The sequence below is a fragment of the Streptomyces sp. BYX5S genome, from assembly GCF_054724165.1.
Genome location: NZ_CM138829.1, coordinates 5,916,859 through 5,942,616, shown reverse-complemented (window position 1 = coordinate 5,942,616; position 25,758 = coordinate 5,916,859). Strand labels below are relative to the sequence as shown.

Genomic DNA, 25,758 nt, shown 5'->3' with positions numbered 1-25,758 from the left:
GCCACGGCCTTCGCCGTACGCCCACTCGCCCGCGCTACGTCCACGCGACGGCCACCACGACCGCGGCCGCCGTGGACGTCCCCACGCCGTAGAAGGCCCACGGCCGCCCGGTGCGCATCCCCGCCACCGCGATCGCCGCCACCAGGACGTCCAGCCCCAGCTTCACCCCCATCTTCGCGTGGTCCACCGGAAGGCCCAGACGGTCACGGGCCCAGATGAGCCCCACACCGGTGACCACCTGGACGACCGCGCTGCTCACCATGTAGCCGCCGGCCACCGGGTCCTTTCCTCTCAACTGGTAGAAGATGCCGCCCAACAGCGCGGCGAACCCGAAGAGATGGAAAACGAGCAACACGTACCGAAGGGTCTCCATGCCAGTGATCTCCCTGTGCGAACGGACCGGGCGACTGCTTCCGCTCCTGGGACGGGACAGCGCCTCCGCCTGTGACACGAGCGGCGGAAGTTCCCGGAGAATCCCTACTCCCGTGTCAGGGCCTCGACCTCCGGCGGCAGGCTGCCCCCGGGTTGGACCGCGAGGAGCACGACCTCGTCCGAGGGGTAATGGACCGCGATGGCGGTACGCGGGTTCAAGCCGTCGACGGCGTAGGCCGTGGTCGGTTCGGGCCCCGCGGTGTCATCGTCGTTCGGTGTGTCGTCGCAGGGCGGGAACTCGGCGGGGCCGAGTTCCCGGCCGACCGTGAAGTCGATGTTGGCCACTTGCGTGTAGGTGCGGCCCTCGTACCGGGCGGCGACCGCGCAGACACTCGCGGCCTCCCCGCCGCCGCCCTGCGCCGTGCAGCCGATCGCCAGCGCGGCCACGATCATGCCCGAAAACCACGGCAGCCGCCGTGACCGCGTCGACCTGGCGGCGTCGGGTCGGCGTGGGGTGCTGATACGCATCGGTGGGCTCCTTCTGGAGCGTGCTCGCTCCGTCTCACCGGGTACCGCATGACGCAGGGGAGTTCGGACTCCGGGCGCGGTTCCCGACCCTTCATGACCATGACGGAGTCCGAGGCGGTCGGGTTCGTTCCGCTACGAGCGAGGTGACGAGGGAGGTGACGCGGGAGGCGTCGCCGCGGGCCGGATGCCGACGGCCGCCCCGGTGACCCGTACCCGGGGATCGCCCGCGCGCAGGTCGACCTCCAGGAGCGACGGACGGCCCATGTCGTGGCCCTGGTGGAGGGTGAGTGCGGCGTTCGCCGGGACGAGGGCCTGGTCGCGGGCGTAGGCGCCGAACGCGGCGGCCGCGGCGCCCGTCGCGGCGTCCTCCACCACACCGCCGACCGGGAACGGGTCGCGGACGTGGAAGACGGTCGGCGTCTGGCGCCACACCAACTGCACCGTCGTCAGGTCCAGGCGTCGCATCAGCGCGGCGAGCCGGTCGAAGTCGTAGTCGAGGTCGGCCAGTCGCTCCCGGGTGGCCGCCGCGAGCACCAGGTGGCGCACGCCGGCGAAGGCGATCCTCGCAGGCAGGGCGCTGTCGAGATCGCCGGGCCGCCAGCCGAGCGCGTCCAGGGCCTCCGCCACATCGGCCGGGTCGGCGTCGAGCACGTGGGGCTCGACGCTGGTGAGGGTGGCCTTCAGCACCCCGTCGTCCTCGCGGACGGTGACGGGCACGTGGCCCGCGGCGGTGTGGAAGCCGAAATCGCCCGCGCCGAGACGTTCGCCGAGCGCCACCGCGGTGGCGACGGTGGCGTGCCCGCAGAAGTCCACTTCGGCCCGGGGGCTGAAGAACCGCAGCGTGAACGAGCGGGCGTCCTCCGGGTCGGGCCCGGCCGTGACGAAGGCGGACTCCGAGTAGCCGAGCTCGGCGGCGAGCGCCACCATCCCGGCGTCGCTGAGACGGGAGGCGTCGAGGACGACTCCGGCGCCGTTGCCGCCGTTCGGGCTGGTGGAGAAGGCGGTGTAGTGCAACACCTCGGAGGTGAGAGGGCTGGGCGGTGGGGTCGCGTCGGTCTTCGGCGGGTTCGCCATGGTCGTACGTCCTGTCCTGTCGTGTGCGGCGTCCGATGGTTTTCCGACGGGCTTCCTATAGGGGGCCTCCCTGTATGGGGCCTCCCTATGTGGGGCCTTCCTATATGGGGCCTTCCTATATGGGGGCTTCCTATGTGAGGGCTTCCTGCGGGCCCGCCGGGGGTCGGACCGGATCCGATTCTTGTTCCACGGGGGCGTTGGCGCGGCGGCCGGCGGCGAGCGCGAGCACGGCCGCCGTCGCGAAGGCGGCAGCGGCGAGACCGGCGGACAGCCGCAGCCCCGAGGTGAAGTGTGCTGCCGTGGCGGCGAAGGTGCCGAACAGGGCCACTCCCACCGCGCTGCCGACCTGTCGGGCGACGTTGAAGACGGCGGAGGCGATGCCCGCGCCCGTGGCGGGTGCGGCGTCGATGATCGCGGCGGTGGCGGCGAGCGCCGTCAGCGTCTGGCCGAGGCCGGTGGCGGTCAACGCGAACAGCAGCACGGGATACGGGGTGTGGGGCCCGGCCGGCAGCCAGCCGAGGAAGCCGAGCGCGCCCAGCGCGAGGCCGGCGGTCATCGGCACGTACGGGCCGGTGCGGGCGGCGATCCGGCTGAGCAGCGGCGCGGAGATCAGCCCCATGCACACCGACGGCAGCAGGGCGAGCCCCGTGGCCAGGGCGCTGAAGCCGCGCTCCTGCTGGAAGTACAGGGTGGCCAGGAACAGCATGCCGTAGTAGCCGAGGCTGAACAGCAGGCCGACGACCGCGGTCAGCGTGAAGGCGGGGGCGCGGAACAGGGCCGGTGGCAGCAGCGGCGCACGTCCGTTCCCCGTACGACTGCGTGCTTCCAGGGCGCGTTCCACGGCGGCGAACGCGGCCAGGGCCGTGACGCCGACGCCGAACGCGCAGAGCACCAGCGGCGAGGTCCAGCCGCGCGAGCCGGCCTCGTTGAGACCGCCGGCCAGTGCGATGAGGCCTACGACGCCGAGCAGTTGGCCGAGCGGATCGGCTTTCCGCGCCGTGCGCCGCGGCCGGGGAGCGGGAGGGTGGTGCCGCAGGGTGAGGGCGACGGCGAGGGCGGCGACGGGAAGGTTCAGCCAGAACACCGCGCGCCAGCCGCTGCCGGAGACCAGCAGCCCGCCGACGACCGGTCCGGCCCCGAAGGCCACCGAGGCGACCGCGCCCCAGACGGCGACGGCGCGGGCGCGCACCGCGCGGTCGGGGTAGGTGACCTGGAGCAGGCCGAGGGACGCGGGTACCAGGAGCGCCGCGCCCGCGCCCTGCGCCAGCCGTCCCGCGATCAGCGGTGCCGGTGACCCGGCGACGGCGCAGCCCAGCGAGGCGACGGCGAAGACGACGAGACCGGCCAGGAACGTCGCGCGATGTCCCAGGCGGTCGGCGAGCGCGCCACCGAGCAGCAGCAGTCCGGCGAAGAGGGTGCTGTAACCGTCGACGATCCACTGGAGGGCGGTGGCGCCGGTGCCGAGTGAGGCCCGGATGTCCGGGACGGCGACGTTGACGACGGTGACGTCGAGCATGACGAGGAAATAGCCGAGGCTGAGCGCGATCAGCGGAGCCATGGCGAGCGCGGGCGGACGGGGACCGGCGACCCGTTCCGCCGCCGGACTCGCCGCCGGACTCGCCGCCGGTCCCGCCGACGGTCTCGCTGACGGCCCGCTGCGGGGCGCGAGGGACACAACTCTCATGCGGGACAGCATGAGAGCCGGATACTTCGTCGGCCGTCAAAATGTCGTTGTACGCTGTGCCCGTGGTGGACGAGCCCGTGATGGATGAGCCCGTGATGGACGAGCCTCCCAAGCACCAGACCGACATCGCCCGTGCGGCGGCGCTGATCGCGGACCCGTCGCGGGCCCGGATGCTCAAGGGCCTGGCCGACGGCCGTGCCCTGCCCGCCGGCGCACTCGCCGCGGAGGCCGGCGTCAGCGCCGCCACCGCCAGCGTGCACCTGGCCAAGCTGATCGAGGGCGGACTCGTCACGGTCGAACGGCAGGGCCGGCACCGCAATTACCGCCTGGCCGGGCCTGACGTCTGCGCCGCCCTCGAAGCCCTGGCGCTGATCGCGCCGGCCCTGCCCGTCACCTCACTGAAGCAGAGCCACCGCGCGAGCGCCCTGCATCGGGCCCGCACCTGCTACGACCACCTGGCCGGACAGCTCGGCACCGCCCTGATGGGCGCGCTGCTCGACCGCGGTGTGCTGACCGGACACGACGGAGTCCACCGCCCCGACGACGCCCCGAACGACCGGCCCGCCTCCTACGGCAGTGACATCCGCTACGAACTCACCGCCGTCGGCGCGGCGCGACTGCGCGAACTCGGCGTCGACACCGACCGGTTGCCGCAGCGCCGCCCCGCGGTGCGCTACTGCGTCGACTGGAGCGAACACCGCCACCACCTCGCGGGCGGTCTCGGCGCGGCCCTGACGGCCCGCCTGTTCGCGCTGGACTGGGTGCGCTGGGGCGCGTCGCCGCGTGTGGTCCGCGTGACGGACGAAGGAGTGAGAGGTCTGAAGAGCGCGCTCGGAGTGACCGTCGAGCGGTAGCGGCCCTCGTCCCTCCGCCACGGCCGGTCCCGCCACGAGGCGTTCGTGCGGCTGGCCGAAAACCTGCGGGCCGCGCCGCCCGGCCGCGGCCCGCATCGACGGCTACGCCGGAGCGGGGTCCTTCGAAGGCGACTCGTGCGCCTGGCATTCCGGGTGCGGACCGGACGATCCGGGGCCCCGCCCGGACGGTGCGGGGACGGTCCGGGCCGCCGGGGTCGTCGGGGTCGCCGGGGAGGGACGGCGAAGGCGGGACGGAGAGGCGGGGGCAGGGCGCGACGACTGCGTACGCGGACAGTTGCTCGTGGCGGGCTCCGACGGCCGATCCTGATGCGCGGCTGCGCCGTCGAACGGGGGCGGCACCTGCTGATCCGCATCGGCGTCCTCGCGTTCGGCGCGGACGGCGACCGTCCATGCGGTGACGAGTTGCTCGTACTCGCGGCGCTGCTCGTCGTTGAGCCATCCGCCGGAGCGCAGCATGAGACGGCGGATCAGCTCGTTGAGCTCTTGAGCACTCCGCCCTCGGCCGGGCAAATATGTGACGGACATATGAAGAACCGTAGCCGCACCCGTGAAGTCGTGGCCAGAGCGTTACCGGACACTCATGTTCCGCTACGTCCCTGCCGTATCCAGCCCGCCCCAGGGCCCGCTGATCCGGGCCGGGCGGACGGAATCCGCGCGTGCCCTCCTGCGCACCGGGCATGAGAATGGCACCGGCACCACAGCCCGCGCCCCGACCCCTTTGGTGACCCGATGGCCTTCTTCGCGCTGCACCCCACCGATCCGCTCACGTTGCTGTCCGTCGAGGACCTGGCGAAGGAGCATGCCCATGTCCTCGCCGAAGTCGGACACCTGCAGACAGCGGTCACCTCGCATGCGGTCGTGGACCAGGCCATCGGCGCCGTGGTGACGCTGGGGCGCATCCCTCCGGAGGAAGCGTGGCGCGTCCTGCGGGACGTCTCCCAGTGCACGAACACCAAACTCCGGCTCGTCGCCGAGCACGTCCTCCGGTTCGTCCAGGGCGGCGACCTCCCCGATGCGGAGCGCGCGGAGCTGTACCGCGCCATCGACCGCTACACCGTGCTGCGCCGACCGGCCCAGGACGAGGGCTGAGCCTCTCGGCTGTCCGTTACAGCCAGTCCCGTCGCTTGAAGATCACGTACAGGCTGACGCAGACCACGCCCATCAGGCCGATCGCGAAGGGGTATCCGAAGCCCCACCCGAGTTCGGGCATGTTCTCGAAGTTCATGCCGTAGATCGTTCCCACCAACGTGGGTGCGAACAGGATCGCCGCCCAGGAGGAGATCTTTTTGATCTCCTCGTTCTGTTCGAAGCCCGCCTCCGCGAGCGCCCGCATCTCGGCGTTCTGTTGCTGCGTCACCAGCGTCGCGTTCACCGTGAGGATGTCGGCGAGGGCCTGGCGGAAGGAGTCGACGCGTTCGCTGGTGTGGGTGACGTGGTCGGCTACGTCGCGGAGGTAGCGCTGGAGTTCCTCGTCGGTGCCGTACTTGGCGAAGCCCGCCATCAGGCCGTGCAGCATGCCGACCAGGGGGCGGGTGGCGCGCTGGAACTCGACCATTTCGCGGGAGAGTTCGTAGATGCGGCGGGAGACCTCGGGGGCGCCGGAGAAGACTTCCGTCTCGATCTCGTCGACGTCGTTCTGGACGCCGGACACCACCGGCGCGTACCCGTCGACGACCGCGTCCAGGATCGCGTAGAGGACCGCTTCCGGGCCCAGGCGCAGCAGGTCGGGTGTGGCCTCCATGCGGCGGCGGACCGCAGAGAGGTCGGGGGCCGCGCCGTGCCGGACCGTGATGACGAAGTCGGGGCCCACGAAGACGTGCAGCTCGCCGAAGTCGACCTCCTCGGGGCCGTCCAGGTAGCGGGCCGCGCGCAGGACGACGAAGAGGGTCTCGCCGTAGCGCTCCAGCTTCGGCCGCTGATGCGCCTCCATCGCGTCCTCGACGGCCAGCTCGTGCAGGTCGAACTCCGCCGCCAGTGACTTCAGTTCGGAGTCCGAGGGGCGGGCCAGCGCGATCCACGCCATCGTGTCCGGCTTCTCGCGCAGCCTGCGGTACGTGTCCGTGAGAGTGTCCGGCGTCGCGACCCGCACCCCGTCCCGGTACAGCGCCGTGTGCACCACGCTGCCCTGTTCCGGCGGGGCCGGGGCGGCGGCGGGCTCGGCCGGGGGCGCGGGCGAAGGGGGTGCCGGGGTGGCCGGCCGGCGCCAGGAGTAGCGGCGCGGTCCACCGTGCTCGTTCCGGCCCGGTCGTCCCTGCCGTCGCGGCATCGCCGCCTCCTTCCGCCGTACGTCTCCGGGGCCTCGCCAGGCAGCGTAACCAGCGAAGGTGACGGCGCCGCGCACCGCACCGCGCGTATCGCGGACAGCATCTGACCTACTTACCCGTTACCTTCCCCCTATGACGACGAAGCCGCTCACCGCCCGCGCCCTCGGGCGCGCCACCCTGGCGCGTCAACTACTGCTGGAGCGAAGCCCGTTGGACGTCGAGGATGCCGTCGAGCGGCTCCTCGGGCTTCAGGCGCAGGAGGTGCGGCCGCCGTACCTCGCGCTCGCCGCGCGCCTCGCCGACTTCACGCCCGCCGCGCTGTCCGACGCGCTGGAACAGCGTCGCGTGGCCCGGCTCGTCACCATGCGGTCCACCATCCATCTGCACACCGCCGACGACTGTCTGGCCCTGCGGTCCCTCATGCAGCCCGCCCTTGAGCGCGAACTGCGGATGTTCCGCAAAGGGCTCGTCGGCGTCGACCTGGAGCGGGTGCGTGAGCTGACGCGGGCGTACGTCGAGGAGGAGCCGCGTACCCCGAAGCAGATCCGGGAGCTGCTGCTGAGCGAACCCGGGTGGGCCGACGCCGATCCGCTCGCCCTCACCATCGCCGCGCGGGCGACCCTGCCGCTCGTTCAGGTCACGCCGAGGGGGCTGTGGCGGCGCAGTGGCGGGGTGCGGTTGACGACGGCCGGGCGGTGGTTCGGGTGGGAGGGCGGTGAGGCGGATCCGATTCCGATTCCGATTCCGATTCCGGTTGAGGCTTCTGCTTCTGCTCCGGGTCCTGTTCCGGCTTTGGACGGCACCGTCCTGCGGTACCTCGGTGCCTTCGGGCCCGCCTCCGTGAAGGACTTCCAGCAGTGGGCCGGCATCACCCGTACCAAGGACGCCTTCGAGCGGCTGCGGCCGCGGCTCGTGACCTTCCGCGACGAGCGGGGCGTCGAGCTGTTCGACCTGCCCGACGCTCCTCGGCCCGACCCCGACACGCCGGCGCCGCCGAGGCTGCTCGCCGAGTTCGACAACCTGCTGCTGTCGCACGCCGACCGTACGCGGGTGATTCGTGAGGTCGACCGGGGGCGCAACTGGCAGGTGAACACGGCGTACTTGACGTTCCTTGTTGATGGGATGCTGGCGGGGTTGTGGACGTTTGCCGAGGCGGCGGGTGGGGCCGTGCTCACGCTGCAACCCTTTCGGGAGCTCAGTCGTGTTCAGCGGGATGAGCTCGTGGCCGAGGCGGAGCGTACGGCCGTGGTTCTGGAGGCGGATGGGCCCGTCAGCGTCGACTTCGGTACGGTTCGCGCCTGAGGCGGCTGCCCTCCCGTTCCTACGCCACGGGGCTCCGCCCCGGACCCCGCTGCTCAAACGCCGCAGGGGCTTGAAAGGCTCGACCGCCACAGGGGCTTGAAAGGCTCGACCGCCGCAGGGGCTGGAAAGTCTCAATCGTCGCAGGGGCTTGAAGGGCTCGACCGCCGTAGGGGGTTCCTCGGCGGAGCCGCTCGGTGGGTTACGGGAGGGCCCCCGCTCGGCGGGCCGCAACGACCGTCTCGCCTCTCGTGTGCGTGCCCAGTTTGCGCATCGCGGAGCGGAGGTAGCTCTTGACGGTTTCGGGGCGCAGGCCGAGGCGGTCGGCCGTGGTGGCGTTCGTGGCGCCCGCCGCCACGCAGGCGAGGACGTCGACCTCACGCGGGGTGAGGGCCACCGGGGGTTCCGCGGGGCGCACCGGGTCCGCGGCGAGGGTGAGGCGGCCGCAGACCGCGAGGAGTTCGGCGCGCAGCGTGGGGTCGACGAGTCTCGGGGCGAGGGCCCGCAGCGCGCCGTGCGCCTCGCGGACCTCCTCCCACGCCCCGCCGTCCTCACCGGCAGGTGCCCGCGTCGCGGCGAGGAGCGACCGCGCCTCGTCGCGCACCACCAGCGCCTGCTCCACGTCCCGCGCCGCCGCCATCGCCGCGTCGAGCGCCCGGTCGCCGAGCGGGTCGGCCGTGCGCAGCGCCCCGTACAGCACGCCCCGTACCCGGCGGCGTACGACGACGGGCACCGCGAGGACCGAGTGCAGGCCCTCGGCGGCGACGGCCGCGTCGTACTCGTGGCTGATGTGCCGCGAGCCCTGGTAGTCGGTGACGGCGCACGCCCTGGCGAGGCTCAGTGCCTTGCCGCCGAGGCCGTTGCCGGCCGCCACGCCCAGACCGCGCAGCGCGCCCGTCGCCGCGCCGCTGAGTTCCGCGATCCGGATCCGGCCCGCGTCCGCGGTCAGCCCGCCGAACGCCACCGGGAGCCCCGTGCCCCGCCGCAGCCGGACCAGCGCCGCCCGCATCTCGACCGCCTCGGCGGCTCCTGCGCCCACCGTCCATCACCTCGCCGCGCGCCGTTCACCCCCGTATGGGGGTGGTGAGACCTGTGTCACTCACTACACGATGTCAGACACGGCCCGCGACGGTGCGGGACATGCGGCGGATCCCGGGCATCGGACGGACCTCCCGGACCGCCCACGGACATACGGAGCGCTCATGACGACGGCGAACGGACCCACGGAGACGACGGCCGGCGGCCCCACGGGGCAGTTCCGCGCGGCCCGTGACTTCCTGCTGCGGCACGCGCGGGACTACGAGGCCGCGTACGAGGGCTTCGCCTGGCCCCGCCCGGAGCGCTTCAACTGGGCCCTCGACTGGTTCGACGTCATCGCCGAGGGCAACGACAAGACCGCCCTGCACATCGTCGAGGAGGACGACACCGAGGCGCGGTTCTCCTTCGACACCCTGCGCCGCCGCTCCAACCAGGTCGCCAACTGGCTGCGCGGCCACGGCGTCGGCGCGGGCGACCGTGTGCTGCTGATGCTCGGCAACCAGGTCGAACTGTGGGAGGTCATGCTCGCCGCGATGAAGCTGCGGGCCGTCGTCATCCCCGCCACCCCGCTGCTCGGCCCCGCCGACCTCACCGACCGCGTCGAGCGCGGCCGGGCCAAGCACGTCGTCGTACGCCCCGAGGACGTCGCCAAGTTCGGCGAGGTGCCGGGGGAGTACACCCGGATCGTCGTCGGGGCGGGCGCGCGCGACGACGGGTGGCTGGCGTACGAGGACTCCGGTGGCGCCGCCGACACCTTCGAGGCCGACGGGGTGACGCGCGCCGAGGATCCGATGCTGCTGTACTTCACGTCCGGTACGACGGCCCGGCCCAAGCTCGTCGAGCACACCCATGTGTCCTACCCCGTGGGCCACTTGGCGACGATGTACTGGATCGGGCTGCGCCCCGGCGACGTGCACCTCAACATCTCCTCGCCCGGCTGGGCCAAGCACGCCTGGTCGAACTTCTTCGCGCCGTGGAACGCCGAGGCGACCGTCTTCCTCTACAACTACACGCGCTTCGACGCGGGCCGGCTGATGGCCACCATGGACCGGGCCGGTGTCACCTCGTTCTGCGCGCCGCCGACCGTGTGGCGCATGCTCATCCAGGCCGACCTCACCCAGCTGCGCACGCCGCCGCGCGAGGTCGTCGCCGCCGGTGAGCCGCTCAACCCGGAGGTCATCGAGCAGGTCGAGCGGGCCTGGGGCATCACCATCCGCGACGGCTTCGGGCAGACCGAGACCTCCGTCCAGGTCTCCAACAGCCCCGGGCAGGTGCTCAAGTCCGGTTCCATGGGGCGTCCCAGCCCCGGCTTCAAGGTCGAGCTGCTCGACCCGGTGACCGGGCGGCCCGGGGCCGACGAGGGCGAGATCAGCCTCGACCTCTCCGCCCGCCCCGTCGGCCTGATGACCGGCTACCACGGCGACCCGGAGCGCACGGCGGAGGCGATGGCGGGCGGCTTCTACCGCACCGGTGACATCGGGTCGCGCGACGCCGACGGCTATCTGACGTACGTGGGCCGCGCCGACGACGTGTTCAAGGCCAGCGACTACAAGATCAGCCCCTTCGAGCTGGAGAGCGCCCTCCTCGAACACGAGGCGGTCGCCGAGGCCGCCGTCGTGCCCGCCCCCGACGAGCTGCGGCTCGCCGTCCCGAAGGCGTACATCGTGCTCGCCGAGGGCTACGAACCCGGCGCGGACACCGCGAAGCTGCTCTTCGAGCACTCCCGCGCGGTCCTCGCCCCGTACAAGCGGCTGCGCCGCATCGAGTTCGGCGAGCTGCCCAAGACGGTCTCCGGGAAGATCCGCCGCATCGAACTGCGCGAGGCCACCGCCAAGGGCTCCACCGCCGAGTACCGCGAGGAGGACTTCAAGTGACGGGAAGCTCCCACGAGTTGTCGTACGCGCACGGCACCAGCGAGGTGCCGCTGCTCGGTGACACCATCGGCGGCAATCTGCGCCGGGTCGTCGAGGCGTGGCCCGAGCGCGAGGCACTCGTCGACGTGCCGAGCGGGCGCCGCTGGACGTACGCCCAACTCGGTGACGATGTCGACCAGTTGGCGCGCGGGCTGCTGGCCCGTGGCGTCGCCAAGGGCGACCGCGTCGGCATCTGGGCGGTCAACTGCGCCGAGTGGGTGCTCGTCCAGTACGCGACCGCGCGGATCGGCGCGGTCATGGTGAACATCAACCCGGCCTACCGGGCGCACGAGCTGGAGTTCGTCCTCAAGCAGTCGGGCGTCTCGCTGCTCGTCGCGTCGACCGAGCACAAGGGCACCGACTACCGCGACCTCGTACGGCACGTCGCCCCGCAGTGCCGGGAGTTGCGCGAGCAGGTCTTCATCGGCGAGGACAGCTGGGACGCGCTCGTCGCCGCCGGCGCCTCCGTCGGGGCGGACCGACTGGCCGAGCGCGACGCCGAGTTGTCGTGCGACGACCCGGTCAACGTCCAGTACACCTCCGGCACCACCGGCTTCCCGAAGGGGGCCACCCTCTCCCACCACAACATCCTCAACAACGGCTACTGGGTGGGGGAGACGGTCGGCTACACCGAGCAGGACCGGGTGTGCCTGCCGGTGCCCTTCTACCACTGCTTCGGCATGGTGATGGGGAACCTGGGCGCCACCTCGCACGGCGCCTGCATCGTCGTCCCCGGCCCGTCCTTCGAGCCCGCCGCCACCCTGCGCGCCGTCCAGCAGGAGCGGTGCACCTCGCTGTACGGCGTGCCCACCATGTTCATCGCGGAGCTGAACCTCCCGGACTTCGCGTCGTACGACCTGAGCAGCCTGCGTACGGGCATCATGGCGGGCTCGCCGTGCCCGGTCGAGGTGATGAAGCGGGTCGTCGCCGAGATGCACATGGCCGAGGTGTCCATCTGCTACGGCATGACCGAGACCTCACCGGTGTCCCTCCAGACCCGCCGCGACGACGACCTGGAGCGGCGCACCGGCACCGTCGGCCGCGTCCTGCCGCACATCGAGGTCAAGGTGATCGACCCGGTCACCGGTGTCACCCTGCCGCGCGGCGAACCCGGGGAGCTGTGCACGCGCGGGTACAGCGTGATGCTCGGCTACTGGGACGAGCCGGAGAAGACCGCCGAGGTCATCGACGCCGGACGGTGGATGCACACCGGCGACCTGGCCGTGATCCGCGAGGACGGATACGCGCAGATCGTCGGACGCATCAAGGACATGATCATCCGGGGTGGGGAGAACATCTCGCCGCGCGAGATCGAGGAGTTCCTCTACGGGCACCCCAAGATCGCCGATGTGCAGGTGGTGGGTGTGCCGCACGAGAAGTACGGGGAGGAGGTGCTCGCCTGTGTCATCCTGCGCGACCCCGCGGACACGCTCACGCTCGACGAGGTCCGCGCCTTCTGCCGCGACCGGCTCGCGCACTACAAAATCCCGAGCCGTCTGCGCCTTCTGGAACGGTTCCCGATGACCGTCAGCGGGAAGGTCCGGAAAGTGGAACTCCGTGAGGGGTACGGGGAGTTGTAGAACGTACAACCGCAGACAGGGGGCTCACGGCTCCCGCCTCATGCACACCCTGGGCCACCGGTCCAGACCGTGCTCCGCCTCCGCCGCGCGGATCGCGCGCAGGCCCGGCGTGAGCGCGGCCCCGGACAGCCGGCGGAAGCCGAGGCGCTCGTAGTACGGGGCGTTCCACGGCACGTCGGTGAACGTGGTCAGGGTGAGACCGGTCAGGCCCTGGTCGCGCGCGCAGTCGGCGGCGCACGCGATCAGGGCCTGACCCACGCCGCGGCGCGCGGCGTCGGGGTGCACGGTGACCTGCTCGATGTGGAGGGCGCCGTCGACCACCTCGGCGACCAGGTACGCGACTACGGTCCCGGTGTCCTCGGCCGCGACCCAGGCGTGCCCCGCCCGCCGGTAGCGGTCCAGCTCGGCGACGGTGGGCGGCGCGTCGTCGGCGACCGCGGCCATGCCGACCGTCCGGAAGATCTCACCCGCGGCCGTCTCGATCGCCTGGAGGCGGGGGAGGTCGGCGGGCTCGGCGGGGCGGATCTGCATGGCGCAAGTATCGCGTGCGGGGCAGGTGGCCGCGCGGTCGTTTTCGTGGCCGGCCAGGGGCGCCCGCGCGCGGCGTTACGCGCCGCCCGCGATCAGCTCGTCCGCCGGGCTGTTCACCGGCTGGGGCACCCCGGCCAGGTCGAGGACGAACAGCGGGACGCGGAGGGCGTCGGCGCGGGTGCGGCCGTCGTCCGTGTATCCGGCCAGTGAGAAGTAGGCGCAGGCCGCGGACTCCGTCATCGACTGGAGCCACAGGCACTCCACGTCGCGCAGGGTCGCGGGCCGCACCGACGGCTCGATCTGGGCGACGACCCCGCGTGCCGCGAGGCCGATGCCGGAGGGCGGGCGCTGGTCGGCCCGGCGCACGTCGTCGTAGCCGAGCCAGCGCAGATAGAGCGCCACCGCCGTCACGGCGTCGCGCGCGGTGCGGATGGCGACGGGCTGGAAGGCGGGGCGCGGGGGCGCGGCCGTGCGCGGCAGCGGTATGTGGGTGGGCGCCGGTGCCTGGTCGTCGTGGACCGGGACGCGCAGCACCGTGCCGCAGGCGCAGCCCAGCTCGGGGCGGGGCCAGCGGTCGTGGCGGCCGCACACGGGGCAGCGCAGCGTGACCCAGTCGTCGGCCCAGGTGCGCTCGGAGACCGGGACGGGCGCGGCGCCGCGGACCATCGGGGGCGCGACCGGCGCGCCGCAGGCGCAGGGCAGGGCCGCGGGCGCGTACAGGTGCTCGCGCCGGCAGGTGGGGCAGCGCAGGCGCGCGGGCTCGGCCATGGCAACTCCCCCTCTGGTACTGCCCGGGTCCTGCCGCAAAAGCGGATCGACGTCGTTCTCATCATCCACCTTGACGGCCTCCAAAGCGCCCCTCTACATTGCTTCCATATAGCAGAACCTAGTTTCCGCATCGTGAAAGTCAACTGAGATCGATCGCGGGGCTGGGGAGACGGAATTCAGAGCTCGCCGCGGGGCGCGACGGGAGCGCGAATCCGACAGCCGTAGCCGTACACAGTCACAGCAGGAGTCGGGAGCACTCATGGCTCGAATGACCGCCGCCCGCGCGGCCGTTGAGATCCTCAAGCGCGAGGGCGTCACGAACGCGTTCGGCGTGCCCGGTGCCGCCATCAACCCCTTCTACAAGGAGCTCAAGGAGAGCGGTGGCATCGACCACACGCTCGCCCGCCACGTCGAGGGCGCCTCGCACATGGCCGAGGGCTACACGCGTACCAACCCGGGCAACATCGGTGTCTGCATCGGCACTTCGGGTCCCGCCGGGACCGACATGATCACGGGGCTGTACTCCGCGACCGGGGACTCGATCCCGATCCTCTGCATCACGGGCCAGGCCCCGAGCCACCTCCTGCACAAGGAGGACTTCCAGGCCGTCGACATCGCCGCGATCGCCAAGCCGGTCGCGAAGATGGCGGTCACCGTCCTGGAGGCCGCGCAGGTCCCGGGCATCTTCCAGCAGGCCTTCCACCTGATGCGGTCCGGCCGTCCGGGCCCCGTCCTCATCGACCTGCCGATCGACGTCCAGCAGACGGAGATCGAGTTCGACCCGGAGACGTACGAGCCGCTGCCGATCTACAAGCCGGCCGCGACGCGTGCGCAGATCGAGAAGGCGATCAAGCTCCTCGTCGAGTCGGAGCGGCCGCTGATCGTCGCGGGCGGCGGCATCGTCAACGCGGACGCCTCCGACCTCCTGGTCGAGTTCGCCGAGATCACCAACACCCCGGTCGTTCCCACCCTGATGGGCTGGGGCACGATCCCCGACGACCACGACCTGAACGCCGGCATGGTCGGCCAGCAGACCGGTCACCGGTACGGCAACGCCACGTTCCTGGAGTCGGACTTCGTCCTCGGCATCGGCAACCGGTGGGCCAACCGCCACACCGGCTACAAGCTCGATGTCTACCGCGGTGAGCGGAAGTTCGTGCACGTCGACATCGAGCCGACGCAGATCGGCAAGATCTTCGCGCCGGACTACGGGATCGCCTCCGACGCCAAGTCGGCCCTGGAGCTGTTCGTCGAGGTCGCCAAGGAGCTGAAGGCGGCCGGCAAGCTGCCCGACCGCTCGGCGTGGGTCGCCTCGCACCTGGAGCGCAAGGAGACCCTCCTGCGCCGTACGCACTTCGACAACATCCCCATGAAGCCGCAGCGCGTCTACGAGGAGATGAACCGGGCGTTCGGCAAGGACACCCGGTACGTCACGACGATCGGCCTCTCGCAGATCGCCGGCGCGCAGATGCTGCACGTCTACAAGCCGCGGCACTGGATCAACTGCGGCCAGGCGGGCCCGCTCGGCTGGACGATCCCGGCCGCGCTCGGCGTCGCCAAGGCCGACCCGGACACGCAGGTCGTCGCGCTGTCCGGCGACTACGACTTCCAGTTCATGATCGAGGAACTGGCGGTCGGCGCGCAGCACCGCATCCCGTACGTCCACGTCCTGGTCAACAACGCCTACCTGGGCCTGATCCGCCAGGCCCAGATCGGCCTGGACATCAACTTCCAGGTCAACCTGGAGTTCGAGAACCAGAACAGCCCCGAGCTGGGCGTCTACGGCGTCGACCACGTCAAGGTCGCCGAGGGCCTCGGCTGCAAGGCGATCCGCGTGACCGACCCGAACGAGCTGGCCACCGCCTTCGAGCAGGCCAAGAAGCTCGCGCAGGAGCACCAGGTGCCGGTCGTCGTCGAGGCCATCCTGGAGCGCATCACCAACATCTCCATGAGCCCGACGGCCGACATCAGCGCCGTCAAGGAGTTCGAGGAACTCGCCACGGAGCCGGGCCACGCGCCCACGGCTGTGCGGCCACTGAAGGTCTGATTCGGGTCGCACCCACGCAGGGCGGGCCCCCGGTTCCACGGAACCGGGGGCCCGCCCTCGTTGCTGTGACGGGTCCCCGCAGGGTGCCTGGCGCTCGTGCTCACAGTGCGCGGACCCGGACCCCACCTTGCCCACCCTGCCGCCCCAGGCGGAGCCGGCGACACCCGCACTCCTCAAGCCTCTGCGGCGATTGAGCAGCGGGGTACGGGGCGGAGCCCCGAGGCGTTGGGACGGTGGGCCGTCATCGGGGTGTGGCGTTCCCGCACAGGGCGGCGGAGCCCTCCCGGCGGGACGCGAAGTCGGGACGCGAAGTCGGGACACGAAAGAGCCCCGGATACGGACCGTCGTATCCGGGGCTCTGGCTCTGTTCGGGAGGAGGGTCGTTGCCGTCCGACGGCGCGCGACTGGCGGAACATGCATGCGCGCCACCGGACGGAGTCCAGGGGGTGGCTGGGACCGCGGCGGCTGTCGTACGACGGTTCCCCGCCCGCTCTCCCTCTGGTCGAGAGAGGAGCGGTGAACCTTCACCACCGCACTGGCTCGTACGCTGCACAAGCCGCCGCGGTCCTCGTCCGCCCGCGACCGTCCGGCACGACCACCCCTCATCCGGGTCGTACGAACGGCGCGGGTCCTTGCGTACGGGGCGACCTCCCGTCACCCCGTACGCGGTCCGGCAGGAGGCTCAGTCCTCGCGCAGGGCGCGGACCGCCTCCTCCACGCGCTTGCCGTAGTCGGCGTCGGCGGCGTGGAAGTGGGCCAGGTTCTTCTCGACGATGTCGTCGCGGGAGACCTGGGAGAGGCCGCCGGCGATGTTGGCGACCAGGCGCTTCTTCTCGTCCTCGGACATCAGGCGGTACAGCTCGCCCGCCTGGAAGAAGTCGTCGTCCTTCGTGTGGGCCGGGGCCTCGTGCGTGCCCGTGTAGCCGTGGATCGCCTGCGGCGCGGCCAGCGGGCGGCCGGTCTCGACGGGGCCGTCGAAGGAGTTCGGCTCGTAGTTCTTGTGGGCGCGGGCGTAGGCGTTGGTGGCCATGGCGCCGTCGCGGCCGTAGTTGTTCGCCGTCGTCGCCTTCGGGGCGTTGACCGCGAGCTGGGTGTGGTTGACGCCCAGGCGGTAGCGGTGCGCGTCCGCGTAGGCGAACAGGCGGCCCTGGAGCATCTTGTCGGGGGAGGGGCCGATGCCCGGAACGAAGTTGTTCGGGGAGAACGCGGCCTGCTCGACCTCGGCGAAGACGTTGTCGGGGTTGCGGTCCAGGACCAGGCGGCCGACGCGCTGGAGCGGGTAGTCCTTGTGCGGCCACACCTTGGTGAGGTCGAACGGGTTGAAGCGGTAGTCCGCGGCCTCGGCGGCCGGCATCAGCTGGACGTAGAGCGTCCAGGACGGGTTGACGCCGCGCTCGATGGCCTGGAGCAGGTCCGTCTGGTGGGAGTTCGGGTCCTTGCCGGCGATCTCCGCGGCCTGCTCGGACGAGAGCGAGCGGATGCCCTGGTTCGTCTTGAAGTGGTACTTCACGAAGAAGGCTTCGCCCTGCTCGTTCGTCCACTGGTAGGTGTGCGAGCCGTAACCGTTCATGTGGCGGTACGACGCCGGGATGCCGCGGTCGCCCATCAGCCAGGTCACCTGGTGCGTGGCCTCGGGGGCGTGCGCCCAGAAGTCCCAGACGTTCTCCGGCTCCTGCTTGCCCGTGAACGGGTCGCGCTTCTGCGAGTGGATGAAGTCGGGGAACTTCAGCGGGTCCTTGATGAAGAAGACCGGGGTGTTGTTGCCGACGAGGTCGTAATTGCCCTCCTCGGTGTAGAACTTCAGCGCGAAGCCGCGCGGGTCGCGGACGGCGTCCGCGCCACCGAGGTTGTCGGCGACGGTCGAGAAGCGCAGGAAGACCTCGGTGCGCTTGCCCACCGTGTTCAGGAAGTCGGCGTACGTGTAGTCGGTGACGTCGTCCGTCACCTCGAAGTAGCCGTACGCGCCGGAACCGCGGGCGTGCACCACGCGCTCCGGGATGCGCTCGCGGTTGAAGCGGGCGAGCTTCTCCAGGAGGTGCTGGTCCTGGAGCAGGATCGGGCCGCCGACGCCTGCGGTGGCGGAGTTCTGGTTGTCGGCGACAGGGGCGCCGGACTCTGTGGTGAGCACACGCTTCGGCATTTGTTCGGGGCGACCTTCCGTGCAATTGCTGCTGACGATGAGAGCGGTTAACGGGGGCGATGCAGTGGAGCGTAAGGACCCCTGAACAGCTACGTCAACAGTTTGTTGAAGTTGAGGTGATGGTTCCGGGCCGCGGCGACGCCTGGGCGCGACAGGACAGGTGTCAGCGCCGCCACGGCCCGGAAGTCTGGGGGTCGGTGCCTACTTGGGCTGGTCGCCCGAGAGGCGCTCGACCGAGCGCAGCAGCGCCGAGTGGTCGAGGCCGCCGTCGCCCTGGGCGCGCAGCGAGGCGACCAGCTGGGCGACCGTGGCGCCGACGGGCAGCGCGGCACCGACGTTGCGGGCGGCGTCGGTGACGATGCCCATGTCCTTGTGGTGCAGGTCGATGCGGAAGCCCGGCTTGAAGTCCCGGTTCAGGAAGTTGTCCTTCTTGCGGGTCAGCACGGTGGAGCCGGCCAGGCCGCCGTTGAGGACGTCGAGCGCGGCCTTGAGGTCCACGCCGGACTTCTCCAGGAAGACCACGGCCTCGGCGCACGCCTGGATGTTCACGGCGACGATCAGCTGGTTGGCGGCCTTCACCGTCTGACCCGAGCCGTGCGGACCGCACAGCACGATCGTCTTGCCGAGCGCGTCGAGCAGCGGCTTGGCCTCGTCGAACTCGGCCTGCTCACCGCCGACCATGATGGAAAGCACGGCCTCGATCGCACCGGCCTCGCCACCGGAGACGGGGGCGTCCAGGACGCGGATGCCCTTGTCCTTGGCGGCCTTCGCGAGGTCGACCGAGGTCTGCGGGGTGATCGACGACATGTCGATGAGCAGGGCGCCCGACTTCGCGTTCTCCAGGATGCCGTCCGGGCCGTAGGCGATGGCCTCGACCTGCGGGGAGGCCGGAACCATCGTCACGACGACATCGGCGTCCTTGACGGCCTCGGCGATCGACTTCGCGGCGGTGCCGCCGGCGGCCGCGAGGCGGTCCAGCTTGTCCTGCTCCAGGGTGAAGCCCGTGACGTCGTAACCGGCCTTGATCAGGTTCTCCGACATGGGCGAACCCATGATGCCGAGACCGATCCACGCGACCTTGGGGAGGTTGTTGCTCATGAGGGTGACTCCAAAGACTGTAAAAGCGGTGATACGTCGATGAGTTGGCGGGTTCGACTACGGCTCAGGCGGCGCGGTGCTCGCGCGGCAGCCAGTCGAAGGCCTCGGCGCTCGGGGCGTCGCCCGGCTTGTACTCCAGGCCCACGTAGCCCTCGTAACCGGCCTTCTTGAGCTGGTCGAGCAGCTCCTCCAGCGGCAGCGAACCGGTGCCGGGGGCGCCGCGGCCCGGGTTGTCCGCGATCTGCACGTGCGCCGTCCTGTCGGTGTACGCGGTGATGATCGCCGTCAGGTCCTCGCCGTTCATGGACAGGTGGTACAGGTCCATCAGGAACTTGGCGTTGCCGAGGCCGGTCGCCGCGTTCACCTTGTCCACGATCTCGATCGCCTTCGGGGCGCTCACGATCGGGCACTTGGGCGACTCCGGCGCGTTCAGCGCCTCGATGAGCAGCACGGCGCCGACGCGGTCGGCCGCGCGGGCCGCCAGCACCAGGTTCTCCAGGGCGAGTTCGTCCTGCTCCTGCTCGGAGACCCCGTCGACCCGGTTGCCGTACAGGGCGTTGAGCGCCGTGCAGCCGAGGGACTGGGCGAAGTCGGCCGCGACGTCGATGTTCGCGCGGAACTTCTCGCTCTCCTCGCCGGGGATCGACAGGGCGCCCCGGTCCGGTCCCGGCAGCTGGCCCGCGTAGAAGTTCAGTCCGGTGAGCTGCACGCCCGCGTCCTTGATCGCGGCGCGCAGGGCGTCGAGCTCGGATTGGGCGGGCGTGGGGGCGTCGACCCAGGGCCACCACAGCTCGACCGCCGTGAAGCCCGCCGCGGCGGCGGCCGCAGGGCGCTCCAGGAGCGGGAGCTCCGTGAAGAGGATCGACAGGTTGACGTTGAAGCGCTGGTCTGTGAAGCCCATCAGGGTCGGCGCTCCCTTCAGGTTCGTCATGTCAGGTTCGTCTTGGTCAAGCTTCCGTATTGCGGAAGTTCGTTTCTACTTGATGGAAGATTGCCTGGAGAGGTTCGTGGCTGTCAAGAGGGGCCGCCGAAATTCGCCCCGCGCACCCGTCCGTGCGGCCGTCAAGAAACCGCCGTGTGTCACGTGTCCGGCCCGGAAGTTCTGGGAAGGTGAACGCCCGTTGCCGGTCACGGGAGTTGGGGGAGATGGGCGGATCCCGGTCAGTGCCGACGAACGGTCTCTCGCCGGTCTACGACGAGGCGGGGGCCGCGTCCGCGCGGTTCCTGCGCTGGCTCGTCGAGCGGACCGGAACGGGCGGGACGAGCCGGGTGGCCAGCGCCGATTTCGCGGCCCACGAGCGGTGCAGCGTGGACCTGGTCGCCGACTGCGTGGAGCGCCTCGCCGCACTCGGCTGGCTCACCGTGCACAACGACTCGGGCGCCGACCCGCCGCTGGTCGGCCCCACCGCCGCCGGCCTCGCCGAGGTCGCCGTCTGGGACGAGGCGTACGCCGACCGGGAGGCCAGGCGGCGCTACGCCAAGGCGGCCCTGTTCGCCTACTGGGACCGGGCCGGGCAGCACCGCAGCGGCGAGGAGTCCAACCCCGAGGACTTCCTGTGGGCCAGCGAGGCCTTCTACTGCGGCCGCCAACTCGCCCTGGAGGACCTGGAGTACGCCCGCGACCACCTCGGACTGCCCGAGGCCGCGCCGGAACCGGGGCCCGGCATGACCCTCTCGTACGAGCAGCTGGCCCGGCTCGTCCAGGCGTCCCGGCCGGACCTGTCCGAGAGCGACGGCGAGCTGCGGCGGGTGGTCGAGCTCGCCGGTGAGCTGACCGACGCGAGCCGCGGCGGCGGCCGGCCGGACGACGGCGCGGTGCGCAGCTTCTTCGAGCGCGCCACCCGCCTGCTCCAGTCCGAGGGCCGGGACCTGGCGACCGGCTTCCTGGCGGAGATCATCCGGCAGACCCTGAGGCTGCCATGACCGACCACGGAGGCCCCGCCACCGAACCCGACGACCAGATGCCCGAGGTCTACGCGCGCCAGCCGCTCCTGCGTCAGCTGGTGCCGCGCCTCATCGGCCTGGAGCGCGACCGGCACCGCAGGCGCCGCCACCACGAGTTCGCCGACGACCTGCCCGTCGTCCTGCTCAGCGGGCGGCACGGCACCGGCAAGAGCGCCATGCTGAACGACCTCCAGCGCGCCTACGCCCCCGACACCGGCCCCTGGCCCGGCCCGCGCGTGCCCTTCGCCCGCATCAACTGCACGGACCTCCAGGAGTGGGCCAGGGTGGGCCCCGAGATCGCCAACAACTCGTACGCGGTCGAGATGCTGGTCGAGCTGATCCGTCAACTGTCGCTCCCCGTCGCCGGGTTCGGGCGGCTGCGCTTCCCCAGGACCACCGCCGGACTGCTCGCCGTGATCTCCGCCCGGCGCCCCGGCATCGACGACGAACGCGACGTCGCCGACCGGCACGCCGCCGCCCTGCTGGGCCCCTGGCCGACCGGCGACCCGCCGCCCACCTGGGACGCCCTGTTCCGCCCCGCGCTGCGCCCGGCCCCGGACGGCGGCTCGCCCGACCCCGCCGAGTTCCCCGAGGCGGCCGTGCGCGCCTACCTCGGCCGCGGGCGGCGCCGCGCCCGCGGGCTCGGCGCCCGCGACCTGGTCGGCTGGTACGAGCACCACCGCAGCGAGAGCGACAACCGGCTGCGCGGCCTGCCGCCCGACGCCGCGAGCGAACCGCCCCGGGTGCCGCCGGCGCGGCGCGCGCGGGCCGTGGCCCGGCTCACCCAGGAGTTCCACCAGGGCCGGGGCTTCCGGCGCGGCGTCGAGCGGATGCTGATGGCCGCGTTTCTCAGGGACGTCCGCTACGGGTGGCTGCGGCGCGGCAACCGGGCCCCGCGGCCGCTGGTCCTGCTCGACAACGTGCACACCGACCCCGGCCGCGACTTCCTCGAACTCCTGCTGGAGCAGCGGGCGTTGGGGGCCAGCGGCGCCCGCGACCCGCTCGTCGTCCTCGCCACGGAGCTGCGCGCGGACGCCGACGACGACGCCGAGACTCCGGAGGACGAGCAGGAGACCGCCCCGTACACGGCGGCCACCCGGCAGCCGCTCCAGGAGGTCGGCGCGCGGACCCGCTGGAGCCGGGAAGGGCACGAGCCCTCGCAGGGCGTGCTCATCCTGCCGCTGCCGCCGCTCGACACCCAGCACCTGGAGCGCATGCTCCGGCGCGACGAGCGGGTCACCTTCGACCCGTACATCGCGACCGCGCTGCACGACCTGACCCGGGGCCACCCGATGGGCGCCCGCCGCATGTGCGACGCCGTCGTGCACAAGGCGCGCGGCGAGGAGTGGGTGGCGGCCGAGGAACTGCTCGACCTCGCCCACCCCGGCGGCGCGGGCGAGTCCGTGATCTGGCGGCTCCTGAACACCCTCGTCGGCAGCGAGAACCACGACGAGCTGTGCCTGTTCTCGCTGGCCTGGGACCGGGAGGCCGCCGAGCAGCTGGCCGAGCGGTGGGTGCCGCGCCGCATCGACGACCTCGCCGCGGCCGACGGCGTCGCCGCCCAGCTGGAACGGGAGCGCTGGTCGCGCGGCCCCGGCAGCCGCCCGTTCATCACGGACCGCTTCCTGCGCGCCCTGCTCGTGCACCAGATGCGCAGCGGGCGCGGCGCGGGCGGCGTCGGCTGGGGCGACGCGCACGGACTGCTCGCCCAGCACCACCGGCGCCGCGCCGAGGGCCGCGCGGGCCGGGCCGGGCGCGACGAGTGGGCGCGCTTCCTGTGGCACCGGCTCGCCGGGGGAGAGGCCCAGGAGGTCGTCGACCGGCTGCACACCGACTTCGTACGGTCCGACAGCGACGCCCTGGAGTGGCTGCGCACCCTGCGGACCGTGGCGCACGCGCCGCGCCCGCCCGGCGACCTGTGGTTCGAGCAGTGCCAGGAGGTCGGCAAGGGGCGCAGGGACCGGCTCCAGGTCCGGGCGGACCCCGAGGCGGGCCTGGAGAAGCAGGCGATCTACCGGCTGCTGCACGCCCTGTGGTACGCCGCCGACGAGCTCGCCGAGGCGGACCGGACGCTGACCGCGCGGATCGGCCAGGACCTGTCGTTCCTGTCCGCCCAGCACCTCACCGGGCGGGCGGTCCTCGCGCAGGCCGCGATCCGCTGGCCGCGGGCCGTGCGGGACGGGGAGGACTGGCCGCTGGAGCGCAGCTGGCAGGGCGACCAGCCGCGAACGGGAGGGTGACGTGAGGCGCTGGACGGACCGCAGGAACTGGCGCTGGCTGCCCCGCAGGCTGCGGTTCCGGGTGCTCGGCCTGCTCGACGTCGTCGCGCTGTGGCTGGTCGTGGGGGCGCTGGTCGGAGCGGGCACGTGGTGGGGCGTGGACACGTACCTCGACGGGCGGCGCTACTGCTCCGCCGACCACGACCTGCGGCGCGTGGGCGACGCCGGGGAGTGTGTCGGTGTCACCGCGCGGCCGTACGCGTTCGCCCCGGGGCTCAAGGGCGTCCTGGAGCGCATCGCCCGCGAGAACGCGGCGGCGCGGGCGAGCGCGCCGCGGCGGCAGGTGGTCAGCGTCGCCGTCGTCATGCCGTACACCGAGCGGACGCGGGGCGCGGCCATGTCCGAGGAGCTGATCCTGCACGCGTTGCAGGGCGCGTACGTCGCGCAAGTCGAGCACAATCGCGGGGCGACGACCAAGGGCACCGCCATCCAGCTCCTCTTCGCGAACGTGGGGGAGTACCTCGACCACTGGCCGTACGTGACCCGTGCGCTGACCGCGCGTCTCGACGGTGCCGCCCCGGTCGTCGCCGCCATCGGCTTCCCCAACAGCGACAGCGAGACCCTGGCCTCCGTGCGCGGCCTCCAAAGGCACCGGATACCGGCCGTCAGCGCCGTGCTGAGCGCCACCGACATGGAGAACCCGTACCTGTTCAAGGTCTCGCCCTCCAACGCCCAGCTCGTCGACGCCCTGAAGGCGTACGTGACCCGGACCGGCGTGAACCGGAAGAAGACGTTCATGATCGCGGACGACCGCAAGGACCGGTACGTGTCCGATCTGCGCGAGGTCCTGCGGCGGAAGTTCGGCGCCGACTACGGCATCACCGACGACCCGGTGCGGCGCAGGGTCGAGATGTACCAGGGCCGGAAGGGGCCGGAGCGGGGTGACACCCAGGACTTCAAGGAGTCGGTGGAGGCCATGTGCGCCGCCGGGACCAGGACGGTCTTCCTGGCGGGCCGCGACGCGGACCTCCAGCCCTTCGTGGAGGCCGTCGACGAGACGAACTCCTGCGGCTACTCGGCGCGGGACCCGCTGCGTGTCCTGCGCGTCAGCACCGGCCGCGACCCGGGCACCGAGACCCGCACGATCCGCGAGATCACCCGCCGCCTGCACATCCGGATCGTCACGGCCGCCGCCGTGGACGCACCCCGCTGGCAGCGCGGCGACGAGCAGACACCCCGCCACTTCGGGCGGTTCGCGCGGGCCTACGAGGACCTGTTCGGCGGCAGGCCCGACGCCCTCAACGACGGCTACGCCACGATGTACCACGACGCGCTCGCCGCCGTGAGCAACGCCGTGAAGCAGGCCCGCTCCAGCGGGGACGGCAAGGTGACCCACGACGACGTCCACGACCAGCTGCGCAAGGGCAGCCCGCAGGACGACTGCGCCCAGTGCGTGCAGGCCGCGAGCGGCGACTTCACGTTCGTCGACACCCGCGAGAGCGCCGCGAGGACCGGGGCCGGGCAGTGGCCCGTGTGCAAACCGGTGCCCGTCGTGACGTTCCCGCAGGAGAACCGGAGCGGGGCGCCCCTGTACCGGACGTACGAGAGCGCGGACAGCACGTGCCCGCCTCCCTGATCGCCCCGCCCGCTCCCGTCCGGGGCCGCGTACGCGTTAGGTTGAACGCGTGCGATTGAGAGTGGAGTTCACGACGGAGCCCTTCGACCTGGAGGAGGCGCCCGAGCACGCGGTCGCGGCCCGCCGGGTGATCGAGGCGGCCGATCTCGACGAGGTCGACGTGGGGCCGTTCGGCAATACGGCGGAGGGCAACGCGGACGCGGTCCTGACCGCGGTCGACGCCCTGCTGCGCAGAAGCCTCGACAGCGGTGCGACGCGGATCTCCCTTCAGGTCAACGTGGTGGGGGACGCGACGGGGAAGGACGACGACGCGTGAACGAGACCGGGGACGCCTTCATCACGGCGGTCAAGCCGCTGGTCGACGCCATGGGCGGGGAGATGGTGCCGCCGGACGGCGCGGGCCCCGACGACGTCGTGCTGGCGTGGCAGGGGGCCGACGTCGTGGCCGTGCGCCTGCCCCAGCTGGCGGACTCGCTCGACCACATCCTGGCCGCCATGGAGCGCACCAAGGGCCGCCCGCTCTCCGAGCTCGACCGCAAGCAGAAGCAGGAGGTCGTCCGCCTGCTGGAGGCCCGGGGAGCGTTCTCCGTACGTCACGGTGTGGAGACGGTGGCCGGCGCCCTCGGTGTCTCCCGCTTCACCGTCTACAACTATCTGAACCGGGACAAGCCCTCCTGACCTGGGATTTCCTGGCTCCCGCAGCGCGTGTGCACACCGCCGTCCGATATCCGGACGGCGGTTTTTTGTC

22 protein-coding genes are annotated in these 25,758 nt (G+C 71.9%); 11 read left to right on the top strand and 11 right to left on the bottom strand.

What is annotated here, in order from left to right; all coding sequences use genetic code 11:
• Positions 1-34: 34 nt before the first annotated feature.
• From ACYBSK_RS26945 to ACYBSK_RS26930, 4 genes are all read right to left on the bottom strand, one after another.
• Positions 35-373, bottom strand: coding sequence for a hypothetical protein (locus ACYBSK_RS26945; protein ID WP_460243656.1), 339 nt, complete (start codon positions 371-373; stop codon positions 35-37).
• 104 nt (positions 374-477) lie between these two features.
• Positions 478-900 carry a DUF6281 family protein gene (locus tag ACYBSK_RS26940; RefSeq protein ID WP_460243655.1) on the bottom strand — a complete coding sequence of 141 codons (423 nt, stop codon included), beginning with the start codon at positions 898-900 and terminating at the stop codon, positions 478-480.
• A gap of 132 nt (positions 901-1,032) precedes the next feature.
• Positions 1,033-1,974: a PhzF family phenazine biosynthesis protein gene (locus tag ACYBSK_RS26935; RefSeq protein ID WP_460243654.1), complete on the bottom strand. Its 942-nt coding sequence runs from the start codon at positions 1,972-1,974 to the stop codon at positions 1,033-1,035.
• 130 nt (positions 1,975-2,104) lie between these two features.
• A complete protein-coding gene (locus tag ACYBSK_RS26930; protein ID WP_460243653.1) occupies positions 2,105-3,658 on the bottom strand; it encodes an MFS transporter in 1,554 nt (517 codons plus the stop codon).
• Between the two features lie 62 nt (positions 3,659-3,720).
• Between ACYBSK_RS26930 and ACYBSK_RS26925 the strand changes: the two genes are divergently transcribed.
• Entirely contained in the window at positions 3,721-4,512 is a 792-nt protein-coding gene (locus tag ACYBSK_RS26925; protein WP_460243652.1) for an ArsR/SmtB family transcription factor, read from the top strand.
• 750 nt (positions 4,513-5,262) lie between these two features.
• Positions 5,263-5,622, top strand: a complete 360-nt coding sequence (locus ACYBSK_RS26920; protein WP_460243651.1) for an ANTAR domain-containing protein — start codon at positions 5,263-5,265, stop codon at positions 5,620-5,622.
• A gap of 16 nt (positions 5,623-5,638) precedes the next feature.
• Here the strand turns inward: ACYBSK_RS26920 and ACYBSK_RS26915 are convergent, their stop codons facing one another.
• Positions 5,639-6,799, bottom strand: coding sequence for a magnesium and cobalt transport protein CorA (locus ACYBSK_RS26915; RefSeq protein WP_460243650.1), 1,161 nt, complete (start codon positions 6,797-6,799; stop codon positions 5,639-5,641).
• 130 nt (positions 6,800-6,929) lie between these two features.
• Between ACYBSK_RS26915 and ACYBSK_RS26910 the strand changes: the two genes are divergently transcribed.
• A complete protein-coding gene (locus ACYBSK_RS26910; protein ID WP_460243649.1) occupies positions 6,930-8,099 on the top strand; it encodes a winged helix DNA-binding domain-containing protein in 1,170 nt (389 codons plus the stop codon).
• 199 nt (positions 8,100-8,298) lie between these two features.
• Here the strand turns inward: ACYBSK_RS26910 and ACYBSK_RS26905 are convergent, their stop codons facing one another.
• Entirely contained in the window at positions 8,299-9,105 is an 807-nt protein-coding gene (locus tag ACYBSK_RS26905) for a helix-turn-helix transcriptional regulator (protein WP_460247108.1), read from the bottom strand.
• Between the two features lie 193 nt (positions 9,106-9,298).
• On the opposite strand from ACYBSK_RS26905, the gene ACYBSK_RS26900 reads away from it, so the two are divergent.
• Both ACYBSK_RS26900 and ACYBSK_RS26895 read left to right on the top strand, forming a co-directional pair.
• On the top strand, positions 9,299-11,008 hold the full coding sequence (locus ACYBSK_RS26900; protein ID WP_457479811.1) for an AMP-binding protein: 1,710 nt from the start codon (positions 9,299-9,301) through the stop codon (positions 11,006-11,008).
• Positions 11,005-12,627 (top strand): AMP-binding protein, encoded by a 1,623-nt coding sequence (locus tag ACYBSK_RS26895; protein ID WP_460243648.1) that lies wholly within the window; start codon positions 11,005-11,007, stop codon positions 12,625-12,627. The genes ACYBSK_RS26900 and ACYBSK_RS26895 overlap by 4 nt, the downstream gene beginning before the upstream one ends.
• A gap of 24 nt (positions 12,628-12,651) precedes the next feature.
• Here ACYBSK_RS26895 and ACYBSK_RS26890 read toward each other — a convergent pair whose 3' ends face one another.
• A complete protein-coding gene (locus tag ACYBSK_RS26890; RefSeq protein WP_457479809.1) occupies positions 12,652-13,158 on the bottom strand; it encodes a GNAT family N-acetyltransferase in 507 nt (168 codons plus the stop codon).
• Positions 13,159-13,233: 75 nt separating this feature from the next.
• Positions 13,234-13,926 carry a hypothetical protein gene (locus ACYBSK_RS26885; RefSeq protein WP_457479808.1) on the bottom strand — a complete coding sequence of 231 codons (693 nt, stop codon included), beginning with the start codon at positions 13,924-13,926 and terminating at the stop codon, positions 13,234-13,236.
• A gap of 259 nt (positions 13,927-14,185) precedes the next feature.
• Here ACYBSK_RS26885 and gcl point away from each other — a divergent pair, with 259 nt between their 5' ends.
• A complete protein-coding gene (gene gcl / locus ACYBSK_RS26880; RefSeq protein ID WP_460243647.1) occupies positions 14,186-15,973 on the top strand; it encodes a glyoxylate carboligase in 1,788 nt (595 codons plus the stop codon).
• Positions 15,974-16,655: 682 nt separating this feature from the next.
• Here the strand turns inward: gcl and ACYBSK_RS26875 are convergent.
• The 3 genes from ACYBSK_RS26875 to ACYBSK_RS26865 all read right to left on the bottom strand — a co-directional run bounded on the left by ACYBSK_RS26875 (position 16,656) and on the right by ACYBSK_RS26865 (position 20,112).
• Positions 16,656-18,113 (bottom strand): catalase, encoded by a 1,458-nt coding sequence (locus ACYBSK_RS26875; protein ID WP_457479806.1) that lies wholly within the window; start codon positions 18,111-18,113, stop codon positions 16,656-16,658.
• Positions 18,114-18,314: 201 nt separating this feature from the next.
• A complete protein-coding gene (locus ACYBSK_RS26870) occupies positions 18,315-19,211 on the bottom strand; it encodes a 2-hydroxy-3-oxopropionate reductase (RefSeq protein WP_457479805.1) in 897 nt (298 codons plus the stop codon).
• Positions 19,212-19,275: 64 nt separating this feature from the next.
• Complete coding sequence (locus ACYBSK_RS26865; protein WP_460247107.1) at positions 19,276-20,112, bottom strand: TIM barrel protein; 837 nt, start codon at positions 20,110-20,112, stop codon at positions 19,276-19,278.
• 263 nt (positions 20,113-20,375) lie between these two features.
• Between ACYBSK_RS26865 and ACYBSK_RS26860 the strand changes: the two genes are divergently transcribed.
• Genes ACYBSK_RS26860 through ACYBSK_RS26840 form a run of 5 tightly spaced genes read left to right on the top strand, consistent with a single transcriptional unit; the run spans position 20,376 to position 25,688 of the window.
• Positions 20,376-21,134 (top strand): hypothetical protein, encoded by a 759-nt coding sequence (locus ACYBSK_RS26860; RefSeq protein WP_457479804.1) that lies wholly within the window; start codon positions 20,376-20,378, stop codon positions 21,132-21,134.
• On the top strand, positions 21,131-23,395 hold the full coding sequence (locus ACYBSK_RS26855; RefSeq protein ID WP_457479803.1) for a hypothetical protein: 2,265 nt from the start codon (positions 21,131-21,133) through the stop codon (positions 23,393-23,395). The genes ACYBSK_RS26860 and ACYBSK_RS26855 overlap by 4 nt, the downstream gene beginning before the upstream one ends.
• Position 23,396: 1 nt before the next feature.
• Positions 23,397-25,010: an ABC transporter substrate-binding protein gene (locus tag ACYBSK_RS26850; protein WP_460243646.1), complete on the top strand. Its 1,614-nt coding sequence runs from the start codon at positions 23,397-23,399 to the stop codon at positions 25,008-25,010.
• A gap of 49 nt (positions 25,011-25,059) precedes the next feature.
• Entirely contained in the window at positions 25,060-25,326 is a 267-nt protein-coding gene (locus tag ACYBSK_RS26845) for a hypothetical protein (RefSeq protein ID WP_457479801.1), read from the top strand.
• 50 nt (positions 25,327-25,376) lie between these two features.
• A complete protein-coding gene (locus tag ACYBSK_RS26840) occupies positions 25,377-25,688 on the top strand; it encodes a helix-turn-helix domain-containing protein (RefSeq protein ID WP_457481867.1) in 312 nt (103 codons plus the stop codon).
• The last annotated feature ends 70 nt before the right edge of the window (positions 25,689-25,758 follow it).

Bases quoted from the DNA above. Each gene is read 5' to 3' on its own strand.
- ACYBSK_RS26920 (WP_460243651.1), top strand. From the start codon at position 5,263: ATGGCCTTCTTCGCGCTGCACCCCACCGATCCGCTCACGTTGCTGTCC.
- ACYBSK_RS26935 (WP_460243654.1), bottom strand. From the start codon at position 1,974: ATGGCGAACCCGCCGAAGACCGACGCGACCCCACCGCCCAGCCCTCTC.
- ACYBSK_RS26855 (WP_457479803.1), top strand. From the start codon at position 21,131: ATGACCGACCACGGAGGCCCCGCCACCGAACCCGACGACCAGATGCCC.
- ACYBSK_RS26865 (WP_460247107.1), bottom strand. From the start codon at position 20,112: ATGGGCTTCACAGACCAGCGCTTCAACGTCAACCTGTCGATCCTCTTC.
- ACYBSK_RS26885 (WP_457479808.1), bottom strand. From the start codon at position 13,926: ATGGCCGAGCCCGCGCGCCTGCGCTGCCCCACCTGCCGGCGCGAGCAC.
- ACYBSK_RS26915 (WP_460243650.1), bottom strand. From the start codon at position 6,799: ATGCCGCGACGGCAGGGACGACCGGGCCGGAACGAGCACGGTGGACCG.
- ACYBSK_RS26905 (WP_460247108.1), bottom strand. From the start codon at position 9,105: ATGCGGGCGGCGCTGGTCCGGCTGCGGCGGGGCACGGGGCTCCCGGTG.
- ACYBSK_RS26930 (WP_460243653.1), bottom strand. From the start codon at position 3,658: ATGAGAGTTGTGTCCCTCGCGCCCCGCAGCGGGCCGTCAGCGAGACCG.
- ACYBSK_RS26945 (WP_460243656.1), bottom strand. From the start codon at position 373: ATGGAGACCCTTCGGTACGTGTTGCTCGTTTTCCATCTCTTCGGGTTC.
- ACYBSK_RS26940 (WP_460243655.1), bottom strand. From the start codon at position 900: ATGCGTATCAGCACCCCACGCCGACCCGACGCCGCCAGGTCGACGCGG.
- ACYBSK_RS26875 (WP_457479806.1), bottom strand. From the start codon at position 18,113: ATGCCGAAGCGTGTGCTCACCACAGAGTCCGGCGCCCCTGTCGCCGAC.
- ACYBSK_RS26890 (WP_457479809.1), bottom strand. From the start codon at position 13,158: ATGCAGATCCGCCCCGCCGAGCCCGCCGACCTCCCCCGCCTCCAGGCG.
- ACYBSK_RS26910 (WP_460243649.1), top strand. From the start codon at position 6,930: ATGACGACGAAGCCGCTCACCGCCCGCGCCCTCGGGCGCGCCACCCTG.
- ACYBSK_RS26870 (WP_457479805.1), bottom strand. From the start codon at position 19,211: ATGAGCAACAACCTCCCCAAGGTCGCGTGGATCGGTCTCGGCATCATG.
- ACYBSK_RS26900 (WP_457479811.1), top strand. From the start codon at position 9,299: ATGACGACGGCGAACGGACCCACGGAGACGACGGCCGGCGGCCCCACG.
- ACYBSK_RS26840 (WP_457481867.1), top strand. From the start codon at position 25,377: ATGGGCGGGGAGATGGTGCCGCCGGACGGCGCGGGCCCCGACGACGTC.
- gcl (WP_460243647.1), top strand. From the start codon at position 14,186: ATGGCTCGAATGACCGCCGCCCGCGCGGCCGTTGAGATCCTCAAGCGC.